This window comes from Paenibacillus sp. 1182 (assembly GCF_017833915.1).
In the GTDB taxonomy this organism is placed as follows: domain Bacteria; phylum Bacillota; class Bacilli; order Paenibacillales; family Paenibacillaceae; genus Paenibacillus; species Paenibacillus polymyxa_D.
In genome coordinates this window covers 82,133-103,710 of sequence record NZ_JAFICR010000015.1, presented here as the reverse complement: position 1 = coordinate 103,710, position 21,578 = coordinate 82,133, and the positions used below count along the sequence as shown (strand labels likewise).

The 21,578-nt window shown below is 48.3% G+C and carries 21 protein-coding genes; all 21 read left to right on the top strand.

What is annotated here, in order from left to right; genetic code table 11:
• Nucleotides 1–4: 4 nt before the first annotated feature.
• The 21 genes from opp4C (at nucleotide 5) to JOD82_RS24455 (ending at nucleotide 21,344) form a co-directional block, all read left to right on the top strand.
• Complete coding sequence (gene opp4C / locus JOD82_RS24555; RefSeq protein ID WP_029518954.1) at nucleotides 5–928, top strand: oligopeptide ABC transporter permease; 924 nt, start codon at nucleotides 5–7, stop codon at nucleotides 926–928.
• 13 nt (nucleotides 929–941) lie between these two features.
• Nucleotides 942–1,925: an ABC transporter ATP-binding protein gene (locus JOD82_RS24550; protein ID WP_069012451.1), complete on the top strand. Its 984-nt coding sequence runs from the start codon at nucleotides 942–944 to the stop codon at nucleotides 1,923–1,925.
• Nucleotides 1,922–2,887 carry an ABC transporter ATP-binding protein gene (locus tag JOD82_RS24545; protein WP_013312795.1) on the top strand — a complete coding sequence of 322 codons (966 nt, stop codon included), beginning with the start codon at nucleotides 1,922–1,924 and terminating at the stop codon, nucleotides 2,885–2,887. Before JOD82_RS24550 ends, JOD82_RS24545 begins: the two co-directional genes overlap by 4 nt.
• 159 nt (nucleotides 2,888–3,046) lie before the next feature.
• Complete coding sequence (locus JOD82_RS24540; RefSeq protein ID WP_069012452.1) at nucleotides 3,047–3,988, top strand: D-alanyl-D-alanine carboxypeptidase family protein; 942 nt, start codon at nucleotides 3,047–3,049, stop codon at nucleotides 3,986–3,988.
• A gap of 235 nt (nucleotides 3,989–4,223) precedes the next feature.
• The gene (locus JOD82_RS24535; protein ID WP_069012453.1) at nucleotides 4,224–5,282 is read left to right on the top strand and encodes an LCP family protein; all 1,059 of its coding nucleotides are present in this window, start codon (nucleotides 4,224–4,226) and stop codon (nucleotides 5,280–5,282) included.
• Nucleotides 5,283–5,327: 45 nt separating this feature from the next.
• Nucleotides 5,328–5,756, top strand: coding sequence for a CBS domain-containing protein (locus JOD82_RS24530; RefSeq protein WP_013312792.1), 429 nt, complete (start codon nucleotides 5,328–5,330; stop codon nucleotides 5,754–5,756).
• Between the two features lie 113 nt (nucleotides 5,757–5,869).
• Nucleotides 5,870–6,172, top strand: a complete 303-nt coding sequence (locus tag JOD82_RS24525; protein ID WP_013312791.1) for a MazG-like family protein — start codon at nucleotides 5,870–5,872, stop codon at nucleotides 6,170–6,172.
• A 5-nt stretch (nucleotides 6,173–6,177) separates the two neighbouring features.
• Nucleotides 6,178–7,095, top strand: coding sequence for a DUF2232 domain-containing protein (locus tag JOD82_RS24520; protein ID WP_209950128.1), 918 nt, complete (start codon nucleotides 6,178–6,180; stop codon nucleotides 7,093–7,095).
• 11 nt (nucleotides 7,096–7,106) lie between these two features.
• Nucleotides 7,107–9,095, top strand: coding sequence for a DHH family phosphoesterase (locus JOD82_RS24515; protein ID WP_209950127.1), 1,989 nt, complete (start codon nucleotides 7,107–7,109; stop codon nucleotides 9,093–9,095).
• Nucleotides 9,092–9,535, top strand: a complete 444-nt coding sequence (gene rplI / locus JOD82_RS24510) for a 50S ribosomal protein L9 (protein WP_013312788.1) — start codon at nucleotides 9,092–9,094, stop codon at nucleotides 9,533–9,535. The genes JOD82_RS24515 and rplI overlap by 4 nt, the downstream gene beginning before the upstream one ends.
• 2 nt (nucleotides 9,536–9,537) lie before the next feature.
• The gene (gene dnaB / locus JOD82_RS24505) at nucleotides 9,538–10,896 is read left to right on the top strand and encodes a replicative DNA helicase (RefSeq protein WP_013373892.1); all 1,359 of its coding nucleotides are present in this window, start codon (nucleotides 9,538–9,540) and stop codon (nucleotides 10,894–10,896) included.
• 377 nt (nucleotides 10,897–11,273) lie between these two features.
• A complete protein-coding gene (locus JOD82_RS24500; RefSeq protein ID WP_029518946.1) occupies nucleotides 11,274–12,560 on the top strand; it encodes an adenylosuccinate synthase in 1,287 nt (428 codons plus the stop codon).
• A 203-nt stretch (nucleotides 12,561–12,763) separates the two neighbouring features.
• Entirely contained in the window at nucleotides 12,764–13,588 is an 825-nt protein-coding gene (locus JOD82_RS24495; protein ID WP_069012367.1) for an ABC transporter permease, read from the top strand.
• A 53-nt stretch (nucleotides 13,589–13,641) separates the two neighbouring features.
• The gene (locus JOD82_RS24490; RefSeq protein ID WP_029518944.1) at nucleotides 13,642–14,673 is read left to right on the top strand and encodes an ABC transporter ATP-binding protein; all 1,032 of its coding nucleotides are present in this window, start codon (nucleotides 13,642–13,644) and stop codon (nucleotides 14,671–14,673) included.
• A 98-nt stretch (nucleotides 14,674–14,771) separates the two neighbouring features.
• A complete protein-coding gene (locus JOD82_RS24485) occupies nucleotides 14,772–15,941 on the top strand; it encodes an extracellular solute-binding protein (RefSeq protein ID WP_209950126.1) in 1,170 nt (389 codons plus the stop codon).
• Between the two features lie 2 nt (nucleotides 15,942–15,943).
• Nucleotides 15,944–16,786 carry an ABC transporter permease gene (locus JOD82_RS24480; RefSeq protein WP_209950125.1) on the top strand — a complete coding sequence of 281 codons (843 nt, stop codon included), beginning with the start codon at nucleotides 15,944–15,946 and terminating at the stop codon, nucleotides 16,784–16,786.
• A 31-nt stretch (nucleotides 16,787–16,817) separates the two neighbouring features.
• Entirely contained in the window at nucleotides 16,818–18,332 is a 1,515-nt protein-coding gene (locus JOD82_RS24475; protein WP_209950124.1) for a hypothetical protein, read from the top strand.
• On the top strand, nucleotides 18,329–18,796 hold the full coding sequence (locus JOD82_RS24470; RefSeq protein ID WP_069012365.1) for a hypothetical protein: 468 nt from the start codon (nucleotides 18,329–18,331) through the stop codon (nucleotides 18,794–18,796). Before JOD82_RS24475 ends, JOD82_RS24470 begins: the two co-directional genes overlap by 4 nt.
• Nucleotides 18,789–19,796, top strand: coding sequence for a CehA/McbA family metallohydrolase (locus JOD82_RS24465; protein WP_029518939.1), 1,008 nt, complete (start codon nucleotides 18,789–18,791; stop codon nucleotides 19,794–19,796). Before JOD82_RS24470 ends, JOD82_RS24465 begins: the two co-directional genes overlap by 8 nt.
• A 27-nt stretch (nucleotides 19,797–19,823) precedes the next feature.
• Nucleotides 19,824–20,540: a GntR family transcriptional regulator gene (locus JOD82_RS29645; protein WP_029518938.1), complete on the top strand. Its 717-nt coding sequence runs from the start codon at nucleotides 19,824–19,826 to the stop codon at nucleotides 20,538–20,540.
• A gap of 147 nt (nucleotides 20,541–20,687) precedes the next feature.
• Entirely contained in the window at nucleotides 20,688–21,344 is a 657-nt protein-coding gene (locus JOD82_RS24455) for a hypothetical protein (protein WP_209950123.1), read from the top strand.
• Nucleotides 21,345–21,578: the final 234 nt, after the last annotated feature.

Genomic DNA, 21,578 nt, shown 5'->3' with positions numbered 1-21,578 from the left:
ACTATTGTCCGCAGAAACAGTCACGATTGAAACGAATCAAAAGGCGGCGATCCGTCCTGAAGCGTCTCCATGGAGAATCGCCGTTCGCCGTTTTAACCAAAACCGTCTGGCTTTGGCTGGTCTCGTTATATTAATTCTGATGGTTGTCATTTGTAGTTTTGGACCGATGATTTCACCTTATCATTTAGATGATTACAGGCTAGCTGACAAAAACTTATCGCCTAATGCTAAGTACTGGCTCGGTACGGATAAGTTTGGTAGAGATATTTTGCTGCGAACAATGCTGGCTGGCCGTATTTCCTTGACGGTAGGGCTGGTCGCCACGTTTATTTCGGTCATGATCGGCGCAACGCTGGGTGCGCTGGCAGGGTTTTATCGTAAAGGCGTGGATACGGTTATTATGCGGATTGCCGATATTTTCATGGCACTCCCTACATTACCGCTACTTATTATTTTAGGTGCTGTTCTGTCGGATTTGAAGGTCGATCCGTCGAATCGCATTTATTTTCTGATGCTCATTATCGGGGTCCTGAGCTGGACTAGCTTGTCCCGTCTGGTCAGAGGGCAGATTCTTACGCTGCGTGAACAGGAGTTCATGCAGGCGACGGAAGCGCTAGGCTTGAGAGACCGTCGCAAAATATTCCGGCATTTGCTGCCGAACACGATTCCTACCATTATTGTTACGGCTACGCTTGGAGTAGCGGGTGCGATTATTACAGAATCTGCGCTCAGCTACTTGGGAATCGGTGTTGTGCCGCCCACACCTTCGTGGGGGAATATGATATCGGCTGCGAATAACCTAATTGACTTCCGCAAACGGCCTTGGATATGGGTTCCACCGGGAATGTGTATTCTCATTACAGTTGTAGCGATTAACCTGATTGGCGACGGTTTGCGTGACGCACTGGACCCTAAAATGAAGAAGTAGGAGACGAACGTTTATGAAAAATGCTTTGATTGAATTTCGTAACCTGAAAACCCACTTTCATACCTCTAGCGGAACTGTCAAAGCGGTCAATGACGTCAGTTTTAAAATTCGTGAGGGTGAAACGCTCTGTGTGGTAGGGGAATCTGGCTGCGGTAAGAGTGTAACAGCGATGACGATGATGCGGCTGATTGATTCTCCCCACACCTCAGACGGTGAAATCTGGTTTGAGGGCAAAAACCTCTTAACGCTTAATAAAGGTCAAATGCAGCAGATTCGCGGCAATGACATTTCGATTATTTTTCAGGAGCCCATGTCTTCTCTGAATCCCGTGCTTACGATTGGGGAACAGATCACGGAGCCATTGCTGATGCATACATTAATGAGTAAAAGAGAAGCACATGCTCGGGCAATTGAGCTGATTAATTTGGTGGGGATTTCACGATCGGAAGAAATATTTCATTCCTATCCTCATGAATTGAGTGGCGGTATGCGCCAGCGGATCATGATTGCCATCGCATTAAGCTGTAATCCGAAGCTATTGATTGCGGATGAACCAACAACGGCACTGGATGTTACGATTCAGGCGCAGATTCTGGATTTAATGCGGGATTTGAAGGATAAGCTTAAAACCTCCATTATGCTCATCACGCACGACTTAGGCGTTGTGGCAGAAATGGCTGACTATGTGGTCGTTATGTATGCTGGAAACGTCATTGAAGAGGCGCCTGTCATTGAGCTGTTTAAAAATCCGCAGCATCCATATACTCAAGGCTTACTAAAGGCGAAGCCCGTCATTAATCAGAAAATGGATCGACTGTATTCCATCCCAGGACAGGTTCCAAACCCGATTGAGTTGGGGGAAAATTGTCATTTTCATGATCGGTGCTCCCATTGTATGCAAATTTGCAAGGATCAGGCTCCTCCCTTGAATGAAAAGGAGAATGGTCATAAGGTTGCCTGCTGGCTATATGAGAAAGAAGGAGGGCAACGGATATGAGCGAGCCTTTGATTCAAGTGGAAGGGCTGAAAAAGTATTTCCCGATCACAGGCGGGATTTTTCAGCGTACTGTCGGACATGTGAAAGCAGTCGATGATGTATCCTTTAACATTCATAAGGGTGAATCCTTCGGTCTGGTAGGAGAATCGGGTTGCGGCAAAAGTACGATTGGACGAACAATTCTCAGATTGATGGATAAGACAGAGGGATCGGTACGATATAAAGGAGAAGACTTGCATGCGTTAAACAAAGAGCAGATTCGTGCGCTTCGTCCGAAGTTGCAAATCGTCTTTCAGGACCCTTTTAGCTCACTGAATCCGAGAATTAAGGTCGGTGAAGCCATTGGAGAGGCGTTGCTGGATCACGGGTTGATTGATCGTAGTGAGCTGCGGAAGAAGGTCAATGAAACGCTGAATATTTGCGGCCTGTCCTCGTATCATTATGATCGGTATCCGCATGAGTTCTCTGGCGGTCAGCGTCAGCGGATCGGGATTGCACGGGCTTTGATTTTGAATCCTGATTTTATTGTGGCTGACGAGCCGGTATCTGCTCTGGATGTGTCTATTCAGGCCCAGATCATTAACTTGTTAAGTGATTTGCAGCAGGAACGCCAATTGACCTATCTGTTCATCTCGCATGATCTAAGTGTAGTCGAGCATCTTTGTAGCCGGATTGGTGTGATGTATCTGGGTTCAATGGTAGAACTTTCCTCCAAGGAGGAACTGTTCAGTAATCCACTTCATCCGTACACGAAGGCGCTGCTATCGGCAGTACCGATTCCCGATCCCACGATTAAGAGACAACGGATTGTGTTGAAAGGAGACATCCCATCTCCGGCCAATCCGCCTTCAGGATGCAAGTTTCATACACGTTGTCCTATGGCAGAAGCACGTTGTAAAACAGAGATTCCGGTATACCGCGATGCGGGCGATCAGCATTTTGTAGCCTGTCACTTTGCCTAAAATATAATAATTAGGACAGCAAAATATCCGTCATCCTGAAGCAGAATTGACGGATATTTTGGCGTGGAATAAAAAAGGTAAAAAAATTGTATCTTTTTTTCGAAAAATTGCAGACAAAATGGATTTTTCATCGTCTAATAGAGTATGGAGGTTATTACGATGATGAAAAAACACTGGATACGTTGGGCTATTGTCGTCCCGTTACTTATTATATTGATTTTTATTACACTTGGACCCCGCCTGTTGATCGGAAAGCCGAATGTGGATGCAGAGGCAGCGGTGCTGATGGACATGCATACTGGGGAATTGCTGATGGATGTGAACGGTGATACACCTATGCCTTCCGCAAATATGTCCAAGCTCATGACCGAGCTATTGGTGCTGGAGGATATTCGGGCCGGACGGTTAGGTTGGAATGATGAAGTGCGAATTAGCCGTTACGCGAGTACGGTGGGTGGTGTAAATCTGTCTCTTCGGTATGGTGAAAGGATGACCGTATCCGAGTTGTTCCAGAGTATGGTTGTGTATTCAGCGAATGATGCCGCTGTCGCGTTAGCCGAGCGTTCAGCAGGGAATGAATCAGCTTTTGTGAAGCGTATGAATGGAAAAGCTGCTCAAATTGGGTTGTCATCCGATAGTCGCTTCAGCAATGCCTCTGGTGCAGGTCAGAGTGAATTGGGGCCGAATCACCCTGAGGATATTCAGGGAGAGACGAAAATGACAGCAAGCGACACGGCGAAGTTGGCCTCCTATTTGATTACGTCACACCCGGAGATTTTGAGAACGTCCAGTCGTACGCAGATGGAGTTGAAGGATAAAGGCATCTACATTAGTAATACGAACTGGATGCTGCCTTCCTTGGCTGGACCGTACTCTTATGCAGGAACAGACGGACTGAAAGCAGGGTACACAAGCGATGCTGGATACTGCTTCACGGGTACCGCTGAGCAGCATGGAAGACGGCTAGTTGCTGTGGTGCTGGGTGCTCCGAGCAAGGAAGAGCGTTTTGAGCAGACCCGGAGGTTGTTCGATTATGGTTTTGCCCTGTCGACTTCTTTTCCGGTGCGACTACAAAATTTGGCGAAACTGGCTCCACATTAAGGGAAAAATGACTTTGAAAGCTACATAGGATACGAATAAAAACATGAATTGGGGCTTTGACCGTGAGGTCGAGGCCCTTTTTGGTATGAATTCGAGGAGCTGACCACGCCATGACACTTTTGACAACAAGGTAGCAGACCTTTTATGCTTTGAGGGGAAGTTTTCGCTTCATGAGGGATCAATTCGGTTTAATGAAGAGATGGGATTTGTGACGGAAAGAAGGAAGGTACCGGTTATGGAGAGAAGACATAGGAGAAGGACCCGTGGAAAGACCAAAAAGAAAAAGAGGTTTACCGCTCTATATATTTCATGTATTGTTTTATTTTTGATTGCATTGGGAGGCTACCTGTTCCGCAAACAGCTGACACTGGTGGCTTTTGACTGGTTTGTATCACCGACGTTGGAAAGCAAGCTGGAGAAATCCTATCAGCCCCGACAATCCGGGGAACAGCAGCAGCAAGAGACAGTAGCTTACCGTAAGGAACCTTTTTCGGTACTGTTATTGGGTACGGATCAAAGACCCAATGAAAAGGCGCGTGGTCGCTCGGATACGGTTATGTATGCGGTAGTACGGCCCGCGGAATCGCGTGTGCTTCTGGTTTCTATTCCAAGGGATACGTACGTACAGATTGCCGGACATGATCCGAATCGCGATGGCGAGGATGATTTTGATAAGTTGGGGCATGCTTATGCGTTCGGAGGCGAAGATATGTCCATGGCTACAGTAGAGAAGTTGATGGAGCATAAGCCCGATTATTATGCTACGATTAATTTCCAGGGTATTCAGGATGCGGTGAATGCGGTGGGTGGAGTTGTGCTTCCAATCGACAAGCCCATTGAGAATAAGAATCCGCTGCATATCAAGTTCCGTATTGAGGCGGGCAAGCCGCTTTATAATGGTGAGGAAGCCATGTATTATGTTAGATATCGGGAAGATAGCGACTTCAATCGTACCAAACGACAGCAAATTTTCCTGAACGCTATGGCGGATAAGCTGCTGAATATCAACGGAATTACCAAGATTCCAGAGTTGCTCGATATTATGGGAGCCAATTTCAAAACCGACATGGAACCTACTTTTATTACTGGGCTTGGCAAGCAGGCTATTTCACAGGGGAATCCGCAAATTTCAAGTTTTACGATTACGGGGGAAGGGTTCAAGAAGAAGGGCCTGTATTATGACCGGGCTAATGAACAGGAACTTGAATATGCCAGACTCATAATTGCCAACTGGCTAGATTCCGATACAACCCCGCAGACGCTGAGGCTTCCCGACAAGCAGGACATTCAGTGAATAATCAATTGATTTATATTTGATTTTGAGGGGGATTCGTTTCTCATGAATATCGCTTTTTTCTTGCTTCCCAAACAGGAAGTTGCTTGTGTAACGGCGGATGCTACTTTACGGCAAACGTTGGAACGGATGGAATATCACCGTTTTACAGCGGTTCCTATTTTAGATAAGGAAGGTAGATATACAGGTACGGTTACAGAAGGTGATCTGTTGTGGCATATGAAAGAGTCCGAGGGAAAAATCACCTTTGAAAACGCTTCTAAGTTTATGCTTAAGGACGTTCCGTTGCGGGTTACGATGAAGCCCGTGTCCATTGATGCTAACATGGAGGATTTAATCAATTTGGCTAAGGTACAGAACTTTGTGCCCGTTGTAGATGATATGGAACGGTTTATTGGCATTGTACGTCGGAGCCAGATTATTGAGTATTGTGAAAAATTTGTATCCAGGGAATCGCTTAATACTTCAAGCTAAAATAAGCAACAAAGCTGCTCCGAAAATAACAATTTACCCTACAGTTATTTTCAGAATAGGATATGCTATAATGGAGAATAAAGCTTTTTCAGAGGGGTGTGACTCTTCATCATATGCCTAAAGAAATGGATGTAGTTAAACGAGCCAAGGTTATTGAATGGCTTAAAACAGAGGTGCTGGACCAAGTCTCCCGTTTGTTTAAGGCAATGTGGGAAGGCAGTACAGCCCGCATTGGTGATTGCTTGGCGAGCTTAGTGATGAGCAGTTATATTTTGGGGAGGCGCCTTGGAGTGTCTTACCGTGAATTGGATGATCTACTCATCGACAAGCTAAGAAAGCACAGAAAAGAAGGACACCAGCTGGAGGATTGGTATCAGGACATTTCCGCACTGGAAGAACATATGCGTAAGAGGTGAAAACGTTGAAATTCCGCTTGGCAACTGTAGCATGGAGCGTCATTTATTTGCTTCTGCTGCTGACTCTATTGACACCATTAAGAATCATTACCGTATTTTTGCTGATTGTGCCTGGCGCTGTATTGTTTTCATCGCTGCCTTTCAAAGGATTTCTGGTCCACGTCATACCGGTGCTGCTCATTATAGCGCTACTCGATGTGTATTCGCTGCTCCCTGCGATTTATTTTCTGATTCCTTCAATCATGATGGGACGGATATATAAAAAGGGAGGACCTGCTTTTCAGGCGTTGATGACCGGAATGGGCATTATTTTAGCCGAGTTGTTGGTTGTTCTGTTTATCGCCACGTATTCCTTTGGGTTTGATCTTGCACAGTATCTTCGTGATCAGGCTGCGATATCGGCAAGTATTGTACAGCAGGTTTTGAGTGCTAATCCGATGTTTTCAAACATGAATTGGACGGCAGAGGATACGCAGAAACTCGGCACAATGCTGATTGGAAAAATTCCGTATGTGCTGATCGTGACCTCGTTCATATTGGCAGTGATTACGCATGCTTTGGCACGTCCGGCATTGAGCAGTCTCGATGTACCAGTACGCAAAATGAAGCCTGCCCGCGAGTGGAGGCTACCGCGCGCGCTGATCTGGTATTATCTGCTGGCAATTGTAATTGAATGGATAGCAGGGTCTTCCGATAGCGGCTGGATTCAAATGGTCTCCATTAGTATGCTGCCGCTGATTCATGCATGTTTTATTATCCAGACAATTGGTTTTGTATACTTCTGGACGCATAGCCGTAAAATGAGCCCGGTGATTGCGTTGCTGCTGTCGCTCGTCGTTCTGGTGTTCCAGCCGCTCCGCATTATAGGTATTATTGATTTGGCCTTTCCGCTGCGTGAAGCTATTACAAGATCAAAGAAATAGGGTGAACAGTCATGCCTAAATTTCTACAAAAACGCTGGCACGGCTATCAGACGGTCTGGGCGTTTTTGCTGCTGCTGGTCCTTGTCATATGTATTTCCATGTACAACTGGGAACTGGGTGTGATAGGACTGTTGCTGTCATTCTTGCTCGGCGGGCTGATGCTGAAGACGGAATTGGATTTTCGTCGGGAACTGAATCAATATATCAGCGGTCTTTCCTTCCGGATCAAGCGGGTGGAAGGGGAAGCGATTAGCACATTGCCGTTCGGCATCATTTTATACAGTGAAAATCGAACGGTAGAATGGCACAATCGGTTTGCCGGGGAGATGTTTGAGGAGCAATCGCTGATTGGTGAGTCTCTTCATGATTTGTTTCCTCAACTCGCAGGTGCCCTAAGCACCAAAAAGGAAACAAAGGAGCCTGCTCGTGAGCTGAAGGTGGAGCTACAGCATGATGAGCGTCATTATCAGTTTCTGATCGTGCCCGATGAGCGTCTGATATATTTGTATGAAGTCACGGAGTTGGCGGTGCTACGCAAGCAGTATGAAAACGAGCGATTGGCGCTCGGTATCGTCATGCTCGATAATATGGACGAGGCTGCTCAGGGGATGGACGATCAGCAACGCACCGCGCTTATTGCGAAGGTGTCAAGTGAGATTACATCCTGGGCTAATCAGTACAATATTTATTTGCGTCGATTATCTTCTGAGCGTTATCTCATTATGCTAAACCATAAAGCACTTCAGGAGCTGGAGCAAAGTCGATTCGTCATTCTGGATACCGTAAGGGAAATGACGGCGGATTTGAAAGTACCGATGACACTGAGTATTGGCTTGTCCTTCGGTGCAGAGAGCATCAAGGAGCTAGGCGAGCTGGCCCAATCCAGTCTGGATATGGCGCTTGGACGTGGGGGCGATCAGGCAGCAGTGAAGGCGGGACAACGCCTGTCCTTTTACGGAGGCAAGTCCAATGCTGTCGAGAAGCGTACCAGAGTACGTGCCCGAGTGATTGCACATGCGTTGCGTGATCTGATGCAGGAGAGCGACCGCGTGCTGATCATGGGACACAAAATACCGGACATGGATGCGGTGGGAGCTGCCATCGGTGTGTGGAAGGCTGCGGCACTTTACAATGTAGAGGCACATATCGTACTCGATAAATCCAATCCGTCTATCGACCGAATGATGGAGCAGGTAAACAAGGATGAGAATCTATCGCAAGCGCTCATGACACCAGAGCAGTCGCTCCAGCTGATGACTGAGCACAGTCTGCTGGTCGTGGTGGACACGCACAAGGCCTCCATGACGATTGAGCCGCGTCTGGTGCAGACAGCTAGTCGGGTGGTTGTTGTTGACCATCATCGTCGGGGCGAGGAATTTATTAACGATTCGGTTCTGATCTACTTGGAGCCCTATGCGTCATCGGCCTGTGAGCTGGTGACCGAGCTGCTGCAATATATTCATGAGAAGGTCCAACTGACACCGCTGGAGGCAACATCACTGCTGGCAGGGATTACGGTGGATACCAAGCATTTTTCCCTGCATACAGGCTCGCGTACATTCGAGGCAGCCGGCTTTTTACGGCGTAGCGGAGCAGATACAGTTATGATCCAGCGCATGTTAAAAGAGGACTTGGATGAATATATTGCTAAGGCGGAAATTATTAAGCATGCTAAAATGATATATGGGCATATCGCAATTGCGGTAACTGAGCCCGGACAGAAAATACCGCAGCTCCTGATTGCTCAGGTGGCGGATTCATTACTCAATATGACGGATGTACTGGCCTCCTTTGTGGTCAGTGAACGTCCTGACGGCCTGGTGGGGATCAGCGCCCGTTCACTCGGACGCATGAACGTACAGGTCGTCATGGAACGGCTAGGCGGCGGAGGACATCTGACGAATGCGGCGGTTCAGCTGGATTGCCCGCTGGAGGAAGCTAAGCGCAGAGTGGTCGACGTGCTGGCCGAAATTGATGGGGAAGAGGGGTTATTTGAATGAAAGTGATATTCATTAAAGATATGAAGGGCCAAGGCAAGAAGGGGCAAATTAAGGAAGTGTCGGACGGTTATGCAGCGAATTTCCTGTTGCCGCGTGGTGTTGCCCGTCCAGCGACAGAAGGAAATATGAAGACGCTGGAAAACCAGAATGCTGCTGAGGAAAAGCGCAAGCAAGAGGAAAAGGAAGAGGCGCAAGCGCTCGGCAAAAAGCTGGAAGAGACAACGGTTCAGCTCAAGGCGAAGGCTGGTGAAGGTGGACGACTGTTCGGCGCGATTACAAGCAAGCAAATCGCGGAGGCAGTAGCTAAAACTGGTATCAAGCTGGACAAACGCAAAATTGAGCTGGAAGAACCGATTCGTACGTTGGGCGTGACTCAAATGACCGTTAAGCTTCATCCTGAGGTCAAAGCTACGCTGAAAGTACAGGTGACTGAAGAATAATTATGGGCGGCGAATTTTTTGATCGGATTCCTCCGCAAAATCTGGAGGCTGAACAGGCGGTTATCGGGTCTATTTTGCTCCAGTCTGAAGCACTGATTACCGCAATGGAGCGGGTGCAGACCGAGGACTTTTATGATAAGGCTCATCAGATGATTTACGAAGCAATGATTGAGCTGGGTGAATCCGGACAGCCGATTGACTTGGTTACGCTGACCTCGAAAATTCAGGACAAGGGACAGCTAGAGGATATCGGTGGTGTCAGTTATCTGGCGAAGCTGGCTCACGGGGTGCCAACAGCGGCTAACGTAGATTACTATGCCCAGATCATTGAAGAAAAAGCGATGCTTCGTCGCTTGATTCGTGCAGCTACGCAGATTGTGAGCGAAGGCTATAGCAGTGGCGAGGATGTCGCTGGTATGCTGAGCGATGCTGAGCGCAAGATTATGGAGATATCTAACGGGCGCTCAGGTAGTGGTTTTATTGCCATCCGCGATGTCGTGATGGAAGTGTTTGACCGCGTTGAATTGCTGCATCAGAACAAGGGCAATACGACTGGGATTCCGTCCGGGTTTGTTGATTTGGACAAGATGACGGCGGGGTTCCAGCGCAATGACTTGATCATTGTGGCCGCCCGTCCATCCGTAGGTAAAACAGCGTTTGCTCTGAATATTGCGCAAAATGTTGCGGTTCGGGCAAAGGAGACAGTAGCCATCTTCAGTCTGGAGATGTCGGCCGCTCAGCTCGTGCAGCGGATGATTTGTGCCGAGGCCAATCTGGACGCGAACGTCATGCGGACAGGTGAGTTTAAAGGCGACGACGATTGGGCGAAGCTGACGATGGGCATTGCAGCCTTGTCAGAGGCGGAAATCTATATCGATGATACACCCGGCATCACTGTGGCGGATATCCGTGCCAAATGCCGCCGTCTCAAGGCGGAAAAGGGACTGGGTATGATCGTAATCGACTACTTGCAGCTTATTCACGGACGAGGCAAAGCAGGCGAGAACCGGCAGCAGGAGGTATCTGAAATCTCACGGACATTGAAGCAAATCGCTCGTGAACTTGAAGTGCCTGTAATTGCCCTCTCCCAGCTGAGCCGGGGTGTGGAGCAGCGTCAAGACAAGCGGCCGATGATGAGTGACTTGCGGGAATCGGGTTCTATCGAGCAGGATGCTGATATCGTGGCGTTTCTGTACCGGGATGATTACTATAATCAGGAAACAGAAAAGAAGAATATTATTGAGATTATCATTGCCAAGCAGCGTAACGGCCCGGTCGGTACGGTAGAGTTGGTCTTTCTCAAAAATTATAATAAATTCGCTAATTACGAGCGTGCCCATTCGGATGCGTTCGCCGGATAACATATTAGTATCATTAAAAAAGGCTCTTTCGACGCGGATTTCGCGATCTCGAAGGGGTCCTTTTTTATAGAATTCACATATTTTCATATAAGGAATGAAACTCTCAATTACGAACAATACTATTTTCATGTAATATAATGTTCGCTTTTTATTTGACTTTAAAAAATGGTGCTGTTACACTTATAGTGCTGCTTCAACGCAGTGGGGAGAACATTACGCCCGGGGCTTTCCGAACCTACGGAATGTCTGCGACGGACGTTTTTTCCTGCTGTCCGAGAGCGCTCCATATCTGCTCGCTCAGGCGGTTGAAGTCGGATATGCGTAGTGTGTCAGCTCAAAATCAGAGTGTCTGTGGGCACTCCACGGAGGAATGAAACATGTCAACTGTAGTCGTTGTGGGAACACAATGGGGAGACGAAGGCAAAGGTAAAATCACGGACTATCTGGCGGAAAGCGCTGAAGTAGTGGCCCGTTACCAAGGCGGAAACAATGCTGGTCATACGATTCTCATTGACGGTAAAAAGTACAAGCTGAGCCTGATTCCATCCGGCGTTTTTTATGAAGATAAAAAGTGTGTTATTGGCAACGGCATGGTCGTAAATCCAGCCGCTCTTATTGAAGAAATTACTTACATTCATGATAATGGATTTTCCACAAAAAATCTGGTCATTAGTGACCGCGCACATGTGATTATGCCGTACCATATGACGCTGGATGTGCTGGAAGAAGACCGCAAAGGTCCTAACAAAATTGGTACTACCCGTAAAGGGATCGGCCCTGCTTATATGGATAAAGCTGCACGTAACGGTATTCGTATTGCTGATTTGCTGGATGCAGAGGAATTCGAAAAGAAGCTGCGCCATCAAACGAAAGAAAAAAATCAAGTGATTGAACAAGTATATGGCGGCGAGCCATTGGATGTAGAAGCAATACTAAAACAGTATCTGGAATATGCTGAATTTATCCGTCCTTATGTAGGAGATACATCTGTCGTGTTGAATGATGCAATTGACGCAAATCAAAAGGTACTGTTTGAAGGTGCGCAAGGCGTTATGCTTGATATCGACCAAGGTACGTATCCTTACGTTACGTCCTCCAACCCGTCGGCTGGCGGCGTATGTATTGGTTCCGGTGTGGGTCCATCCAAGATTCAACAAGTCATCGGTGTAGCTAAATCGTATACAACTCGTGTTGGCGATGGACCCTTCCCAACTGAGCTGAACGATGAAGTCGGCGATTACATTCGTGAAACAGGTCATGAGTACGGTACGGTTACAGGTCGTGCTCGTCGTGTAGGCTGGTTTGACAGCGTCGTTGTGCGCCATGCCCGTCGTGTCAGTGGATTAACGGGTCTTTCCCTGAACTCGCTGGACGTATTGACTGGCCTGAAAACGGTGAAAATTTGCACAGGTTACAAGTACCGCGGTGAGGTGATTACGCATTATCCGGCTAGCCTGAAAATGCTGGCGGAGTGCGAAGCGGTATATGAAGAAATGCCAGGTTGGAGCGAAGACATCACTGGCGTGAAAACGCTGGAGGAACTGCCTGAGACTACACGCAATTACGTACAACGCGTGTCTGATCTGACAGGTATCCCAATTGCTATTTTCTCGGTTGGGCGTAATCGTGATCAAACGAATCAGGTGCTTCCGATTTATTTGTAGGACAAGAATGATATAGCTATTAATACATGTTCAAAGAGAGAGGCTGTTAGCAGCCTCTCTCTTTTTTTATTCTGTGAAGTGTTAAATGGTATCTTTCCCTTTACATAATCTTATCTTCCTTGTCGATTTGTGATAACAAACCCTCTCTATAATCCAAATAGAAAAGAGATTTGGACGTCTAGACGTCTTGAGAGGGATGAATTATGAACTGGTATCTTCGCTCACTCGGCACACGCAAAATTGTTGAATTCATCGTGCTTATCATTTTCGTCATCTTTTTCCTGGGGCCTCTGACCAATCTCCTCCTCTTGGCGGTTTCAGGAAAATGGCAGTATCCTGCACCGCTCCCGCAGAGCTTGTCACTGGAATGGTGGAAGTTCGTACTTACCCAGGATGATGTAGTCAGCTCGATTTCCCTATCCTTCCTGATTGCGATTACCGTTACGGTCTGCTCCATTATCGTATGTATTCCTGCTGCTTATGCCTTTGCACGAATTTCTTTCCCGCTCAGTAAGTGGTTCCTTTTCTCATTCCTGCTTACGCATGCTTTTCCGAAAATGGGTTTGTATGTGTCCATTGCCGTGCTATTCTACCAATTCGGTTTGATGAACACTTTTGCAGGCATTGTGCTCATCCATATGGTAAACACACTCATGTATATGACCTGGATTCCATCCTCTGCCTTCCGCAGCGTACATCGCGCACAGGAGGAGTCGGCGCGGGATGCTGGAGCCGGACCCTTTCGGGTGTTTTGGAAAATCACCTTTCCTATGGCGCTGCCCGGCATTGTGGTCGCCTCCATCTTTACTTTTCTTGCTTCACTGGATGAAGCACAAGGGACACTCCTTGTCGGAACGCCGGACTATAAAACAATGCCAGTCATCATGTATTCCATCATTGCTGATTATCCGAGCACAACAGGTGCTGTTTTCTCAGTCATTCTAACCCTGCCAACGATCATTCTGCTATTGGCAGCCAAGCGTTTTGTAAGTGCCGATGTACTGGCAGGCGGATTTCAGGTGAAATAACGTAATTGGTCAAAAGAGGAGTTTGCAAAATCCTGAAAAAGGAGCCTAAGCTAATGCCCATTCAATTATCCATTCAAGAGTTAACCAAGCGCTTCAAGACAGGAGACGGAGTCAAAGGCATTTCACTTGACGTGATGAAGGGAGAGCTGGTGACACTGCTGGGACCTTCCGGCTGTGGTAAAACAACCGTGCTTCGCTCCATTGGCGGTTTTTTGGACCCGGACAGTGGCGACATTCAGATTCAGGGTAAAAGCGTACTCAAGCTGCCGCCCGAAAAACGTCCGACGGCTATGGTGTTCCAAAGCTATAATTTGTGGCCGCATATGACCGTGTATGACAACCTGGCTTTCGGGTTGAAGATTCGAAAGGTGAAGAAGACAGAAATTGACCGTCAGGTGAAGGAAGCGCTAGCGCTGGTTCGGCTAGAGAGCGCAGAGCGTAAAACGCCGGGACAGCTCTCGGGAGGTCAGCAGCAGCGGGTAGCACTCGCTCGGGCTTTGCTGCTAAAGCCTGATGTATTGCTGCTGGACGAGCCTTTTTCCGCGCTTGATGCCAAATTGCGCATGGAGATGAGAGAGGAGCTGCGTGATATTCAGACCCAGACAGGAATGACGATGGTGTTCGTCACCCATGATCAGGAGGAGGCGCTGTCCATTTCCGACCGAATCGTCGTTATGAATGCGGGCCGGATTGAGCAACTTTCTTCGCCGCAGGAGATTTATGACAAGCCACAGTCCCTTTTTGTAGCGGGTTTTATTGGCCGTATCAATTTATTAAAGGGGGTGAGCACAGGTCGCAGTGTCTCTGTGAGCGGAATACCGTTTGCACAAGAGCATGAATACACAGGTGAATCCATGGTTGGTGTAAGACCAGAGGATATTGTTCTGACGACGGAAGAAAATGGTTCTCTAGCCGGAACAATCAGACAAGTGATGATTCTAGGGCATTATGCGGAAGTTTCGCTGGATAGCGGTACCCATCATCTGAAAATGTTTGTGCCGCGTGAACGAGCGGCCGAGCTGCGCAGTGGAGAGCACATCAGATTCAGCTTCAGTAAAATAGTTACTTTTCCAGCAGCACAGTGAAGATTCACGATCAACCTCTATATCGCATCAATGTCCGTCACGAACGCATCATCTGATGATGCTGCGAACTTGTGCAACTATCTAAAGGAGGCAACAACGTGTTTGGGAAAAAGAATATGGGTCTGGTTTTGGCAGGGGTACTTAGTTTATCGTTGTTGGCTGGTTGTGGTAACGGCGGTAATGCCGCCACGGCTACAGGGGAAGCCAAGTCTACAAAAGCGGGGGCCGCTACGGGAACGACGGAAATTTCCTTGTACACTGGAGGGTCTCTGAACGTCAAAGAGCTGTGGGAAACGTTAATCAAGGACTTTGAAGCTAAAAATGATCACGTTAAGGTCAAACTGGTGTATTTGCCAGCAGGGACCGGAGGCGCATCTACACTGGATCGCCTGATTGCAGCCAAGAAAAGCGGGCAAACCGATACAGATATCGACCTGTACGAAGGCAGTCTGGATGACATCACCAAGGGGGTAGGCGAGAAACTGTGGGAAACGGTTGACGCTGCCAAGGTTCCAAATTTGAAGAATGTTGATGAAACATATCTCAAGCAAGTCAACAATCAGGCCATTCCATATCGTGCCTCTTCGGTTGTCCTTGCCTATAACAGTGCAAAAGTAGCGACGCCTCCGAAAACAGCCGACGAGCTGTACACGTGGATTCGCCAGCATCCAGGCAAGTTTGCTTATAACGATCCGTCTACGGGTGGGTCAGGCAGCTCGTTTGTGAACACGGTGATCTATAATTTCCTTCCGCCAGAGGCGATGAACAGTGATGATCCGGCAAATATGAAGAAATGGGATCAAGGCTTCTCACTGCTTAAGGAGCTGGGCCCTTCAATGTACCAAAAAGGAGTCTATCCTAAGAAGAACCAAGGCACGCTTGATATTTTGGCGAGTGGAGAGGTTGATATGGTTCCAGCCTGGTCTGATATGGCGCTCGAGCAGCTGGCTAAAGGGCTACTTCCAGACACGGTGAAGCTGACACAGATCGACCCTGCTTTTACAGGAGGCCCTTCTTATCTGATGGTTCCTTCGCTCTCCTCCAAAAAAGGAGCCACTCAGGAATTCTTGAATTATATACTGACGCCTGAAGCGCAAACGGTGGTTATTAATAAAATGTACGGCTACCCGGGGATTAAGTGGAATCTGATGCCAACGGAGCTGCAAGAGAAATTCAACAGTGTATCTTCTGGATACCGCAGCTTTAACAGCGGAGAGCTTCAGCAGGAAATCTACAAACGCTGGCAAAGTGAAGTAGCGGGCGGTTGATCATGAGTTCATTGTCAAGAAGGGGGATGCTGGGGCTTGCCCTGGTCATCCCGTCTTTTCTCATTTTGCTGGTCGTCGTTATTATTCCGATTCTCTATGCCGTGAAGGAAAGTTTGATTGATCAGTATGGAACGGGCTACGGGCTGGCCAACTATATTCGGCTGTTCACGGAACCTGCCATGCGTAGAAATATCATGTATACCATTAGTGTCACGCTAGTCTCGACGGCCCTTACTCTGGTCATCAGCTATGCTTTGGCGATTTATCTGAGATTCGGCAAAGGGGTTGTCGTGAAGTGGATAGGCCGGTTGTATTTTATTCCGATGTTTGTTCCCGGTGTAATTGCAACGTATGCGATCATTACCATGTATGGCAATCACGGTTGGGCTGCACGTCTTTTGCTGCCGCTTGGAATTGAAACGATCCCGAGGATTATTTATGACTACAAGGGTCTGGTGCTGGCTAATTTGTGGTTCAACATTCCGTTCGCAACCATGCTGCTCAGCTCGGCACTTGCCAGCATTCCAAACGCTGTCGTCGAAAGTGCCAGAGATGCTGGAGCCAGCACGATGCAGCTGTTTGGTCGCTTTATTTTACCCCTTTCCTATAAAACGATGTGGGTTGCGGTGACCTTCATTTTCATGGGAATCATGGGCAGCTTTACGGCTCCCTTCCTGATCGGTGCCAACTCACCACAAGTGTTGGGTGTTGCGATGCAGCAGGTGTTTTCCAGCTATCAGGAGACGCATACGGCCAGCGCAATGGCAGTGTTTATGTTTTTACTGTGTTCCTTTATGGGCTACTTTTATATTCGAACAATGGTGAAGGATGCGGATGCCAGCTAGACCGTCGTTATACACTAAGGAGGTTACAGGGATGAACAGCCAAGCAGAGGTGCAAATTACCGGGTTTAGTGGGCGAGTGTGGGAAAAGGATTTGCTGGATTGCGGTTATCGAATCGCCTTACACAAGGCTGAGGTTGAACTCAGTCCGGGAAACGGATTCCGGTTTAGATTCTCCATGCCAGAAGACGGATACGCGGAGCTTGATCTGTTCGCCAGATCAGACAGTGACTGGGCTGCGGCAGATCGAGAATCTGCCTTCGTACGTCTCTATCTGAATGAAGCCTATAATCAAGATGTCATTTTGTACTATGGCAGCAGTCAGGGAGTGTATACCCGTTTGTTGGGATATCTAAAAGAAGGCGATTATGAGGTCTATGCCGAATTTCGCGAACTGGAATCGGCTCCGCTTGTATCTCGAGCATGGATTGATGGGGTTGAAATGCGCTGCGTGGCTGATTCCTCTCCAAGAGCGCTGATTTATCGCCATACCCCGCTTTTATATGGCCGCAATCTGTCACATCCCTATGAGAATCGCTTTACGGATACACCACTTGTTTTGTTCTATTCCATAGAAGTGAACGAGGGGAAGACGGTCATCGAATACCAGATGATGTTCAGCCATGAAGATGAGGGAACGCCCGCGCCGCTGCTTATGAGCAAATGGGGAAGAACCACTGATATCGAATGGATGTACCGCGTCGAGCTAGATGCAGGGGGCAATGTTCTGGAAGCTGTTTTCCAGGGGGCACATCATATTACGACTGCGTTTAATGGCAGTTATGATCTGGGTGGCCATCCTGTTCTCCAATCCGCAACAACCAATGGAAACTTTAAGGATGACATTTCATCGGACTATCGTTTTATGCTGCCGCCTGCTTTCCAGTGGAAACCAGAGGAAGAGCCGCGTGAGGCGGTCATGAGCCGTTTTCCTTTTGCCTATCAGGTCACTGGGTGGGAGATGGAACGTCAGCAGGAGCTGGAAATGCCGTCACAAGCGTCTTCCATTGCACTTGCACACCAGCGTAGCTATGTGTTTATCCAGACTTCCAAACGTCCCTTACGGGATTCAGGCAGAGAATCGTCTCCAGGATTCAGGCCGGGCTTCAATCGGCGCGAGGAAGATGCATGCGTCGATATCCAGCTTCGTCTTCACGGCTCGGAGCAGTGGTATTCATCATGCCACCATGATCTGAGACTCGGGGAGTTTAGAGCCGCTTATGAGGGGGCAGAGTCACATTTTTCTACCACGGTCAAGCTATCTGGAGAGGCTGTGCTTGAGGATATAGCTGAAATTAGAGCCGTATTGCTGGAAGGCGGTGCGGACAGCATGGAAGTGGCTGGACTGTGTGCCTTTACGTTAAACGAGGATAATCTCCCGCAGTTTCCAGGTATTCATACAGACCGGGTGATTGAGCTGACGCGGCTTCAACCCGTAGGTGTTTTATGGACAGCCGACAAAGACGTGTCGGGTGATGAAGGACATCCTGTGAATGATATGGTGAAGCAAGTTGTGGATGAACCGTCCAGCCAGGATGGGCAGTCATGAGCAGGCTGCTGTATGTGGAGGGAACGGTCGATAGAACCTGCACCCAGAGCCATATTACGTACTCCTTCCATATTCCGCAGCCGACTGAAACGATTCGTATTCACTTCTCTTACACGCCCAAGTTATTGGAGGATCAAGAGCAAGCACGAGGAATCATTGAGGAAAGCATGTGCAAATACGGATACGACGAGTCGGGGCATTCATCCGATCTATGGAAGAAGTATATACCGCTGCAAAATTTATTAACGCTGTCTGTCGATGATCCTGTCCGTCACCGGGGAAATGCGCACCGTCCCGAGATGCAGCAGGAGCATTGGCTCGGTTCGTCTGCGGCTTCGCCGGGGTTCCTTGCAGGAGATCATCCGGCGGGCATGTGGCGGATTACGGTCAGTCTGCATGCCGTTGTGACCGAGACGCTTGCCTACCAAATTCATGTATTGGGGGAGGAAGCAGCATATGCTTAAATGGATTCCAGCTGAGCTTCACACCCATACGCTTCACAGCGACGGCAAGCACACGCTGGAGGAGCTTGTTCAAAGCGCAGTGGATCTGGGACTTGAATGCATCGCTATGACGGATCACAACACGCAATCGGCACTTGCGGATCAGGAAGGGGTTCAGCGGCAGTTCGGTCTCCCGATCATTTCAGGGATGGAGTGGACGACCTTTTACGGGCATATGCTGACGCTTGGGGTTGACCGCTTTATCGACTGGCGTGTGCTGGGGCCAGATGACATTCATGAGGGGATTCGGCAGGTGCATGAGCAGGGAGGCATTGCAGGGATTGCCCATCCGTTCAGGATCGGAAGTCCGATCTGTACGGGGTGCTTTTGGGAGTACACGATTCAGGATTGGCACGAGGTGGATTATATAGAGGTCTGGTCAACGCTGATGCCATCTATTAAGCGGGATAGCCAGCGGGCGTTTGCCATGTGGACCGATTTGTTGAATCAGGGGTATCGCATCACTGCCGTAAGCGGTCGGGACTGGCATGTATCTAAACCGGATGATTCACTTCCGGCTGTTACATATCTGGGGGTTCATGATGAAGCAGAAGAGCGAGAAGGTTTAGAAGGCCGGGCAGTTGAGGCGATTCGCCACGGTTCAGTGTCAGTTACGATGGGACCGCTACTGACGATGTGGGCGCAGATTAAGGGCAGAGAACATCGTTATCACATCGGCGAATGTATAGAGCTGACTGTAGAGGATCCACTATCTGTGACGGTTCAATTGAATGTAGAAGCAAGAGCAGCCCATTATAATCTCAAGCCTCAGAATCTTCGTCTTCTGCTGACAAGTAGTCAAGGCATATGCTCGGAGATTCAGATCCCTGCCCAAACAGGAGAATATACGCTGTCATTGCAAGACCCGCTAGGAAAGGGCTGGATACGAGCGGAGCTTTACGGCTGCATGGAAGACTGCGTGATGATGATTGCTTTTACGAATCCGATTTATATGGCTTAACACAATAGAAAGGCTGGGCTTCGGACGGTGTCAACCAAACAAGAGAACATCAAGCGGCGTATAGAAGAATATATGAAGGTTAATCAAATGGGTCCGGGGGATCGGCTGCCGTCGGAAACTGCACTTTCCCAATCGTTTCGTGTCTCGCGTACGACGCTGCGGGGAGCTATTCGCCAACTGGAATCGGAAGGTAAGTTACTAGTAAAACACGGGAGTGGCACGTTTGCGACTTGCCCGCTACCGAGTATTCCAAGCTCGCTGGACCGCCTGTACAGCATCGGGGACATGATTCGTTCGGCAGGGCTACGGGAAGACGAGCAGCTGGAATCCATTCAGAGAATTTCGGTTTGTCCTCCTGATATTGCCGAACAGATGAGATTTTCCGAGCATGAGCCCATGATTGCTCTAGAGCGTACACGTACTGCCAACGGAGAGGCTGTAGCCCACTCTATAAACTGGATGCCAGAGAAATTAGCCGCTCCCATTTTGGAAGATGACTCTTTTTCAGGCTCGCTTTTTCAGAGTCTTGAGTTCAAGGCGGGGGTACGAATTGTTGGAGCCTATTCCGAGCTTACCGTTCCAAACTATGACGACGCACATATGACACGTCTGCTGAAGCATCCGCAGGCTACGGTATTACTATTGAAGCAGCTTCACTATGATGAAATGAACAGGCAGGTGCTGTATTCCCTCGATTATGTCCGCAGTGACATTTTTCGTTTCTGGGTGCGTCGTACACGCTAATTCAATTAGAATGTGGCATCTCCTATTGAATGGTGCTAGTTTTACATATTTCATGGGTTAAAAATCGTCATATCTCGTCAATACTGATCTATATGCACTTCATGATGATACACACATGGCAGGATGCGTATAAGGAGGTAACGGGATATGAGGTGGCTTGGATGGCTGCTCAAAAAAGGAATGACGGTCGTGTTGGTTAGCGCACTAACGCTGGCAGTGACAGGTGTAGTCGTTAATGCTTATGTTCAATCGCTGCTACGGCAGTTTAACATTCAGCTTGATCAACAGCCCATATGGGGATTGGGTTGGCTAAAAGGCAGCGCGGGCACTGACCAAAGCACAGACACGGGGAAGAACAAGACGACAGGAAGTGGCTCGGGAAGTGTAACACCGCCTGATGATGCGTTGCCTGTCATGGGACAGGGCTTAGAAGAAAGCGGAAGTGAGGCAGGTGGCGCAGCCAATGGCAAGGTATCTCAGGAGGGGGCTGCGTCGGCCGGAACATCAGGCAACGAGTCACGGAAGCAGGCAGAAGGTACAACTACACCCGAAACGAGTATTGAAGGCCATGATTTAGTGATTACGCCCGACCATTTGACAGAGAAGAAGAACAACTTACCGGCTGCACAGAAACAGGAAATTTTTGCGATTCTGATGAATAAGCTGCCGCCGGAGGAGATGCAGAAAATATCAGCCGCGATGGAAGGCGGTCTCACTGAGCAGGAGCTTCAGGATATTCAGCAGGTGCTTGCGAAGTATTTGACCAAAGAGGAATATAACAAGCTGATGGCTTTGCTTAAATAAGTATTTTACAAAAATCCAATAAGCGACTTCCAATGAACAAGATATAGAGCGAAATGGGTTAGTTTGTCTAGATGAATTCATGGGCAATGCTTATGCTCAAAATAGGACTGTAGAATCCGCGCCATGCGCGGATTTTTTTGCGTGTCAGGAAGTAATTGGGGTGTAGTTGAATTCTTTGTAAAGGCTATGTTAAAGTAAACAGTGTTGTGAAAAGGTTAAATTTTTGAAACCTTT

What these genes read in the sequence shown, in the direction of transcription:
- JOD82_RS24550 (WP_069012451.1), top strand. Translation starts at nt 942, where the DNA reads ATGAAAAATGCTTTGATTGAATTTCGTAACCTGAAAACCCACTTTCAT.
- JOD82_RS24545 (WP_013312795.1), top strand. Translation starts at nt 1,922, where the DNA reads ATGAGCGAGCCTTTGATTCAAGTGGAAGGGCTGAAAAAGTATTTCCCG.
- JOD82_RS24540 (WP_069012452.1), top strand. Translation starts at nt 3,047, where the DNA reads ATGATGAAAAAACACTGGATACGTTGGGCTATTGTCGTCCCGTTACTT.
- JOD82_RS24535 (WP_069012453.1), top strand. Translation starts at nt 4,224, where the DNA reads ATGGAGAGAAGACATAGGAGAAGGACCCGTGGAAAGACCAAAAAGAAA.
- JOD82_RS24530 (WP_013312792.1), top strand. Translation starts at nt 5,328, where the DNA reads ATGAATATCGCTTTTTTCTTGCTTCCCAAACAGGAAGTTGCTTGTGTA.
- JOD82_RS24525 (WP_013312791.1), top strand. Translation starts at nt 5,870, where the DNA reads ATGCCTAAAGAAATGGATGTAGTTAAACGAGCCAAGGTTATTGAATGG.
- JOD82_RS24515 (WP_209950127.1), top strand. Translation starts at nt 7,107, where the DNA reads ATGCCTAAATTTCTACAAAAACGCTGGCACGGCTATCAGACGGTCTGG.
- rplI (WP_013312788.1), top strand. Translation starts at nt 9,092, where the DNA reads ATGAAAGTGATATTCATTAAAGATATGAAGGGCCAAGGCAAGAAGGGG.
- dnaB (WP_013373892.1), top strand. Translation starts at nt 9,538, where the DNA reads ATGGGCGGCGAATTTTTTGATCGGATTCCTCCGCAAAATCTGGAGGCT.
- JOD82_RS24500 (WP_029518946.1), top strand. Translation starts at nt 11,274, where the DNA reads ATGTCAACTGTAGTCGTTGTGGGAACACAATGGGGAGACGAAGGCAAA.
- JOD82_RS24495 (WP_069012367.1), top strand. Translation starts at nt 12,764, where the DNA reads ATGAACTGGTATCTTCGCTCACTCGGCACACGCAAAATTGTTGAATTC.
- JOD82_RS24490 (WP_029518944.1), top strand. Translation starts at nt 13,642, where the DNA reads ATGCCCATTCAATTATCCATTCAAGAGTTAACCAAGCGCTTCAAGACA.
- JOD82_RS24480 (WP_209950125.1), top strand. Translation starts at nt 15,944, where the DNA reads ATGAGTTCATTGTCAAGAAGGGGGATGCTGGGGCTTGCCCTGGTCATC.
- JOD82_RS24475 (WP_209950124.1), top strand. Translation starts at nt 16,818, where the DNA reads ATGAACAGCCAAGCAGAGGTGCAAATTACCGGGTTTAGTGGGCGAGTG.
- JOD82_RS24470 (WP_069012365.1), top strand. Translation starts at nt 18,329, where the DNA reads ATGAGCAGGCTGCTGTATGTGGAGGGAACGGTCGATAGAACCTGCACC.
- JOD82_RS24465 (WP_029518939.1), top strand. Translation starts at nt 18,789, where the DNA reads ATGCTTAAATGGATTCCAGCTGAGCTTCACACCCATACGCTTCACAGC.
- JOD82_RS24455 (WP_209950123.1), top strand. Translation starts at nt 20,688, where the DNA reads ATGAGGTGGCTTGGATGGCTGCTCAAAAAAGGAATGACGGTCGTGTTG.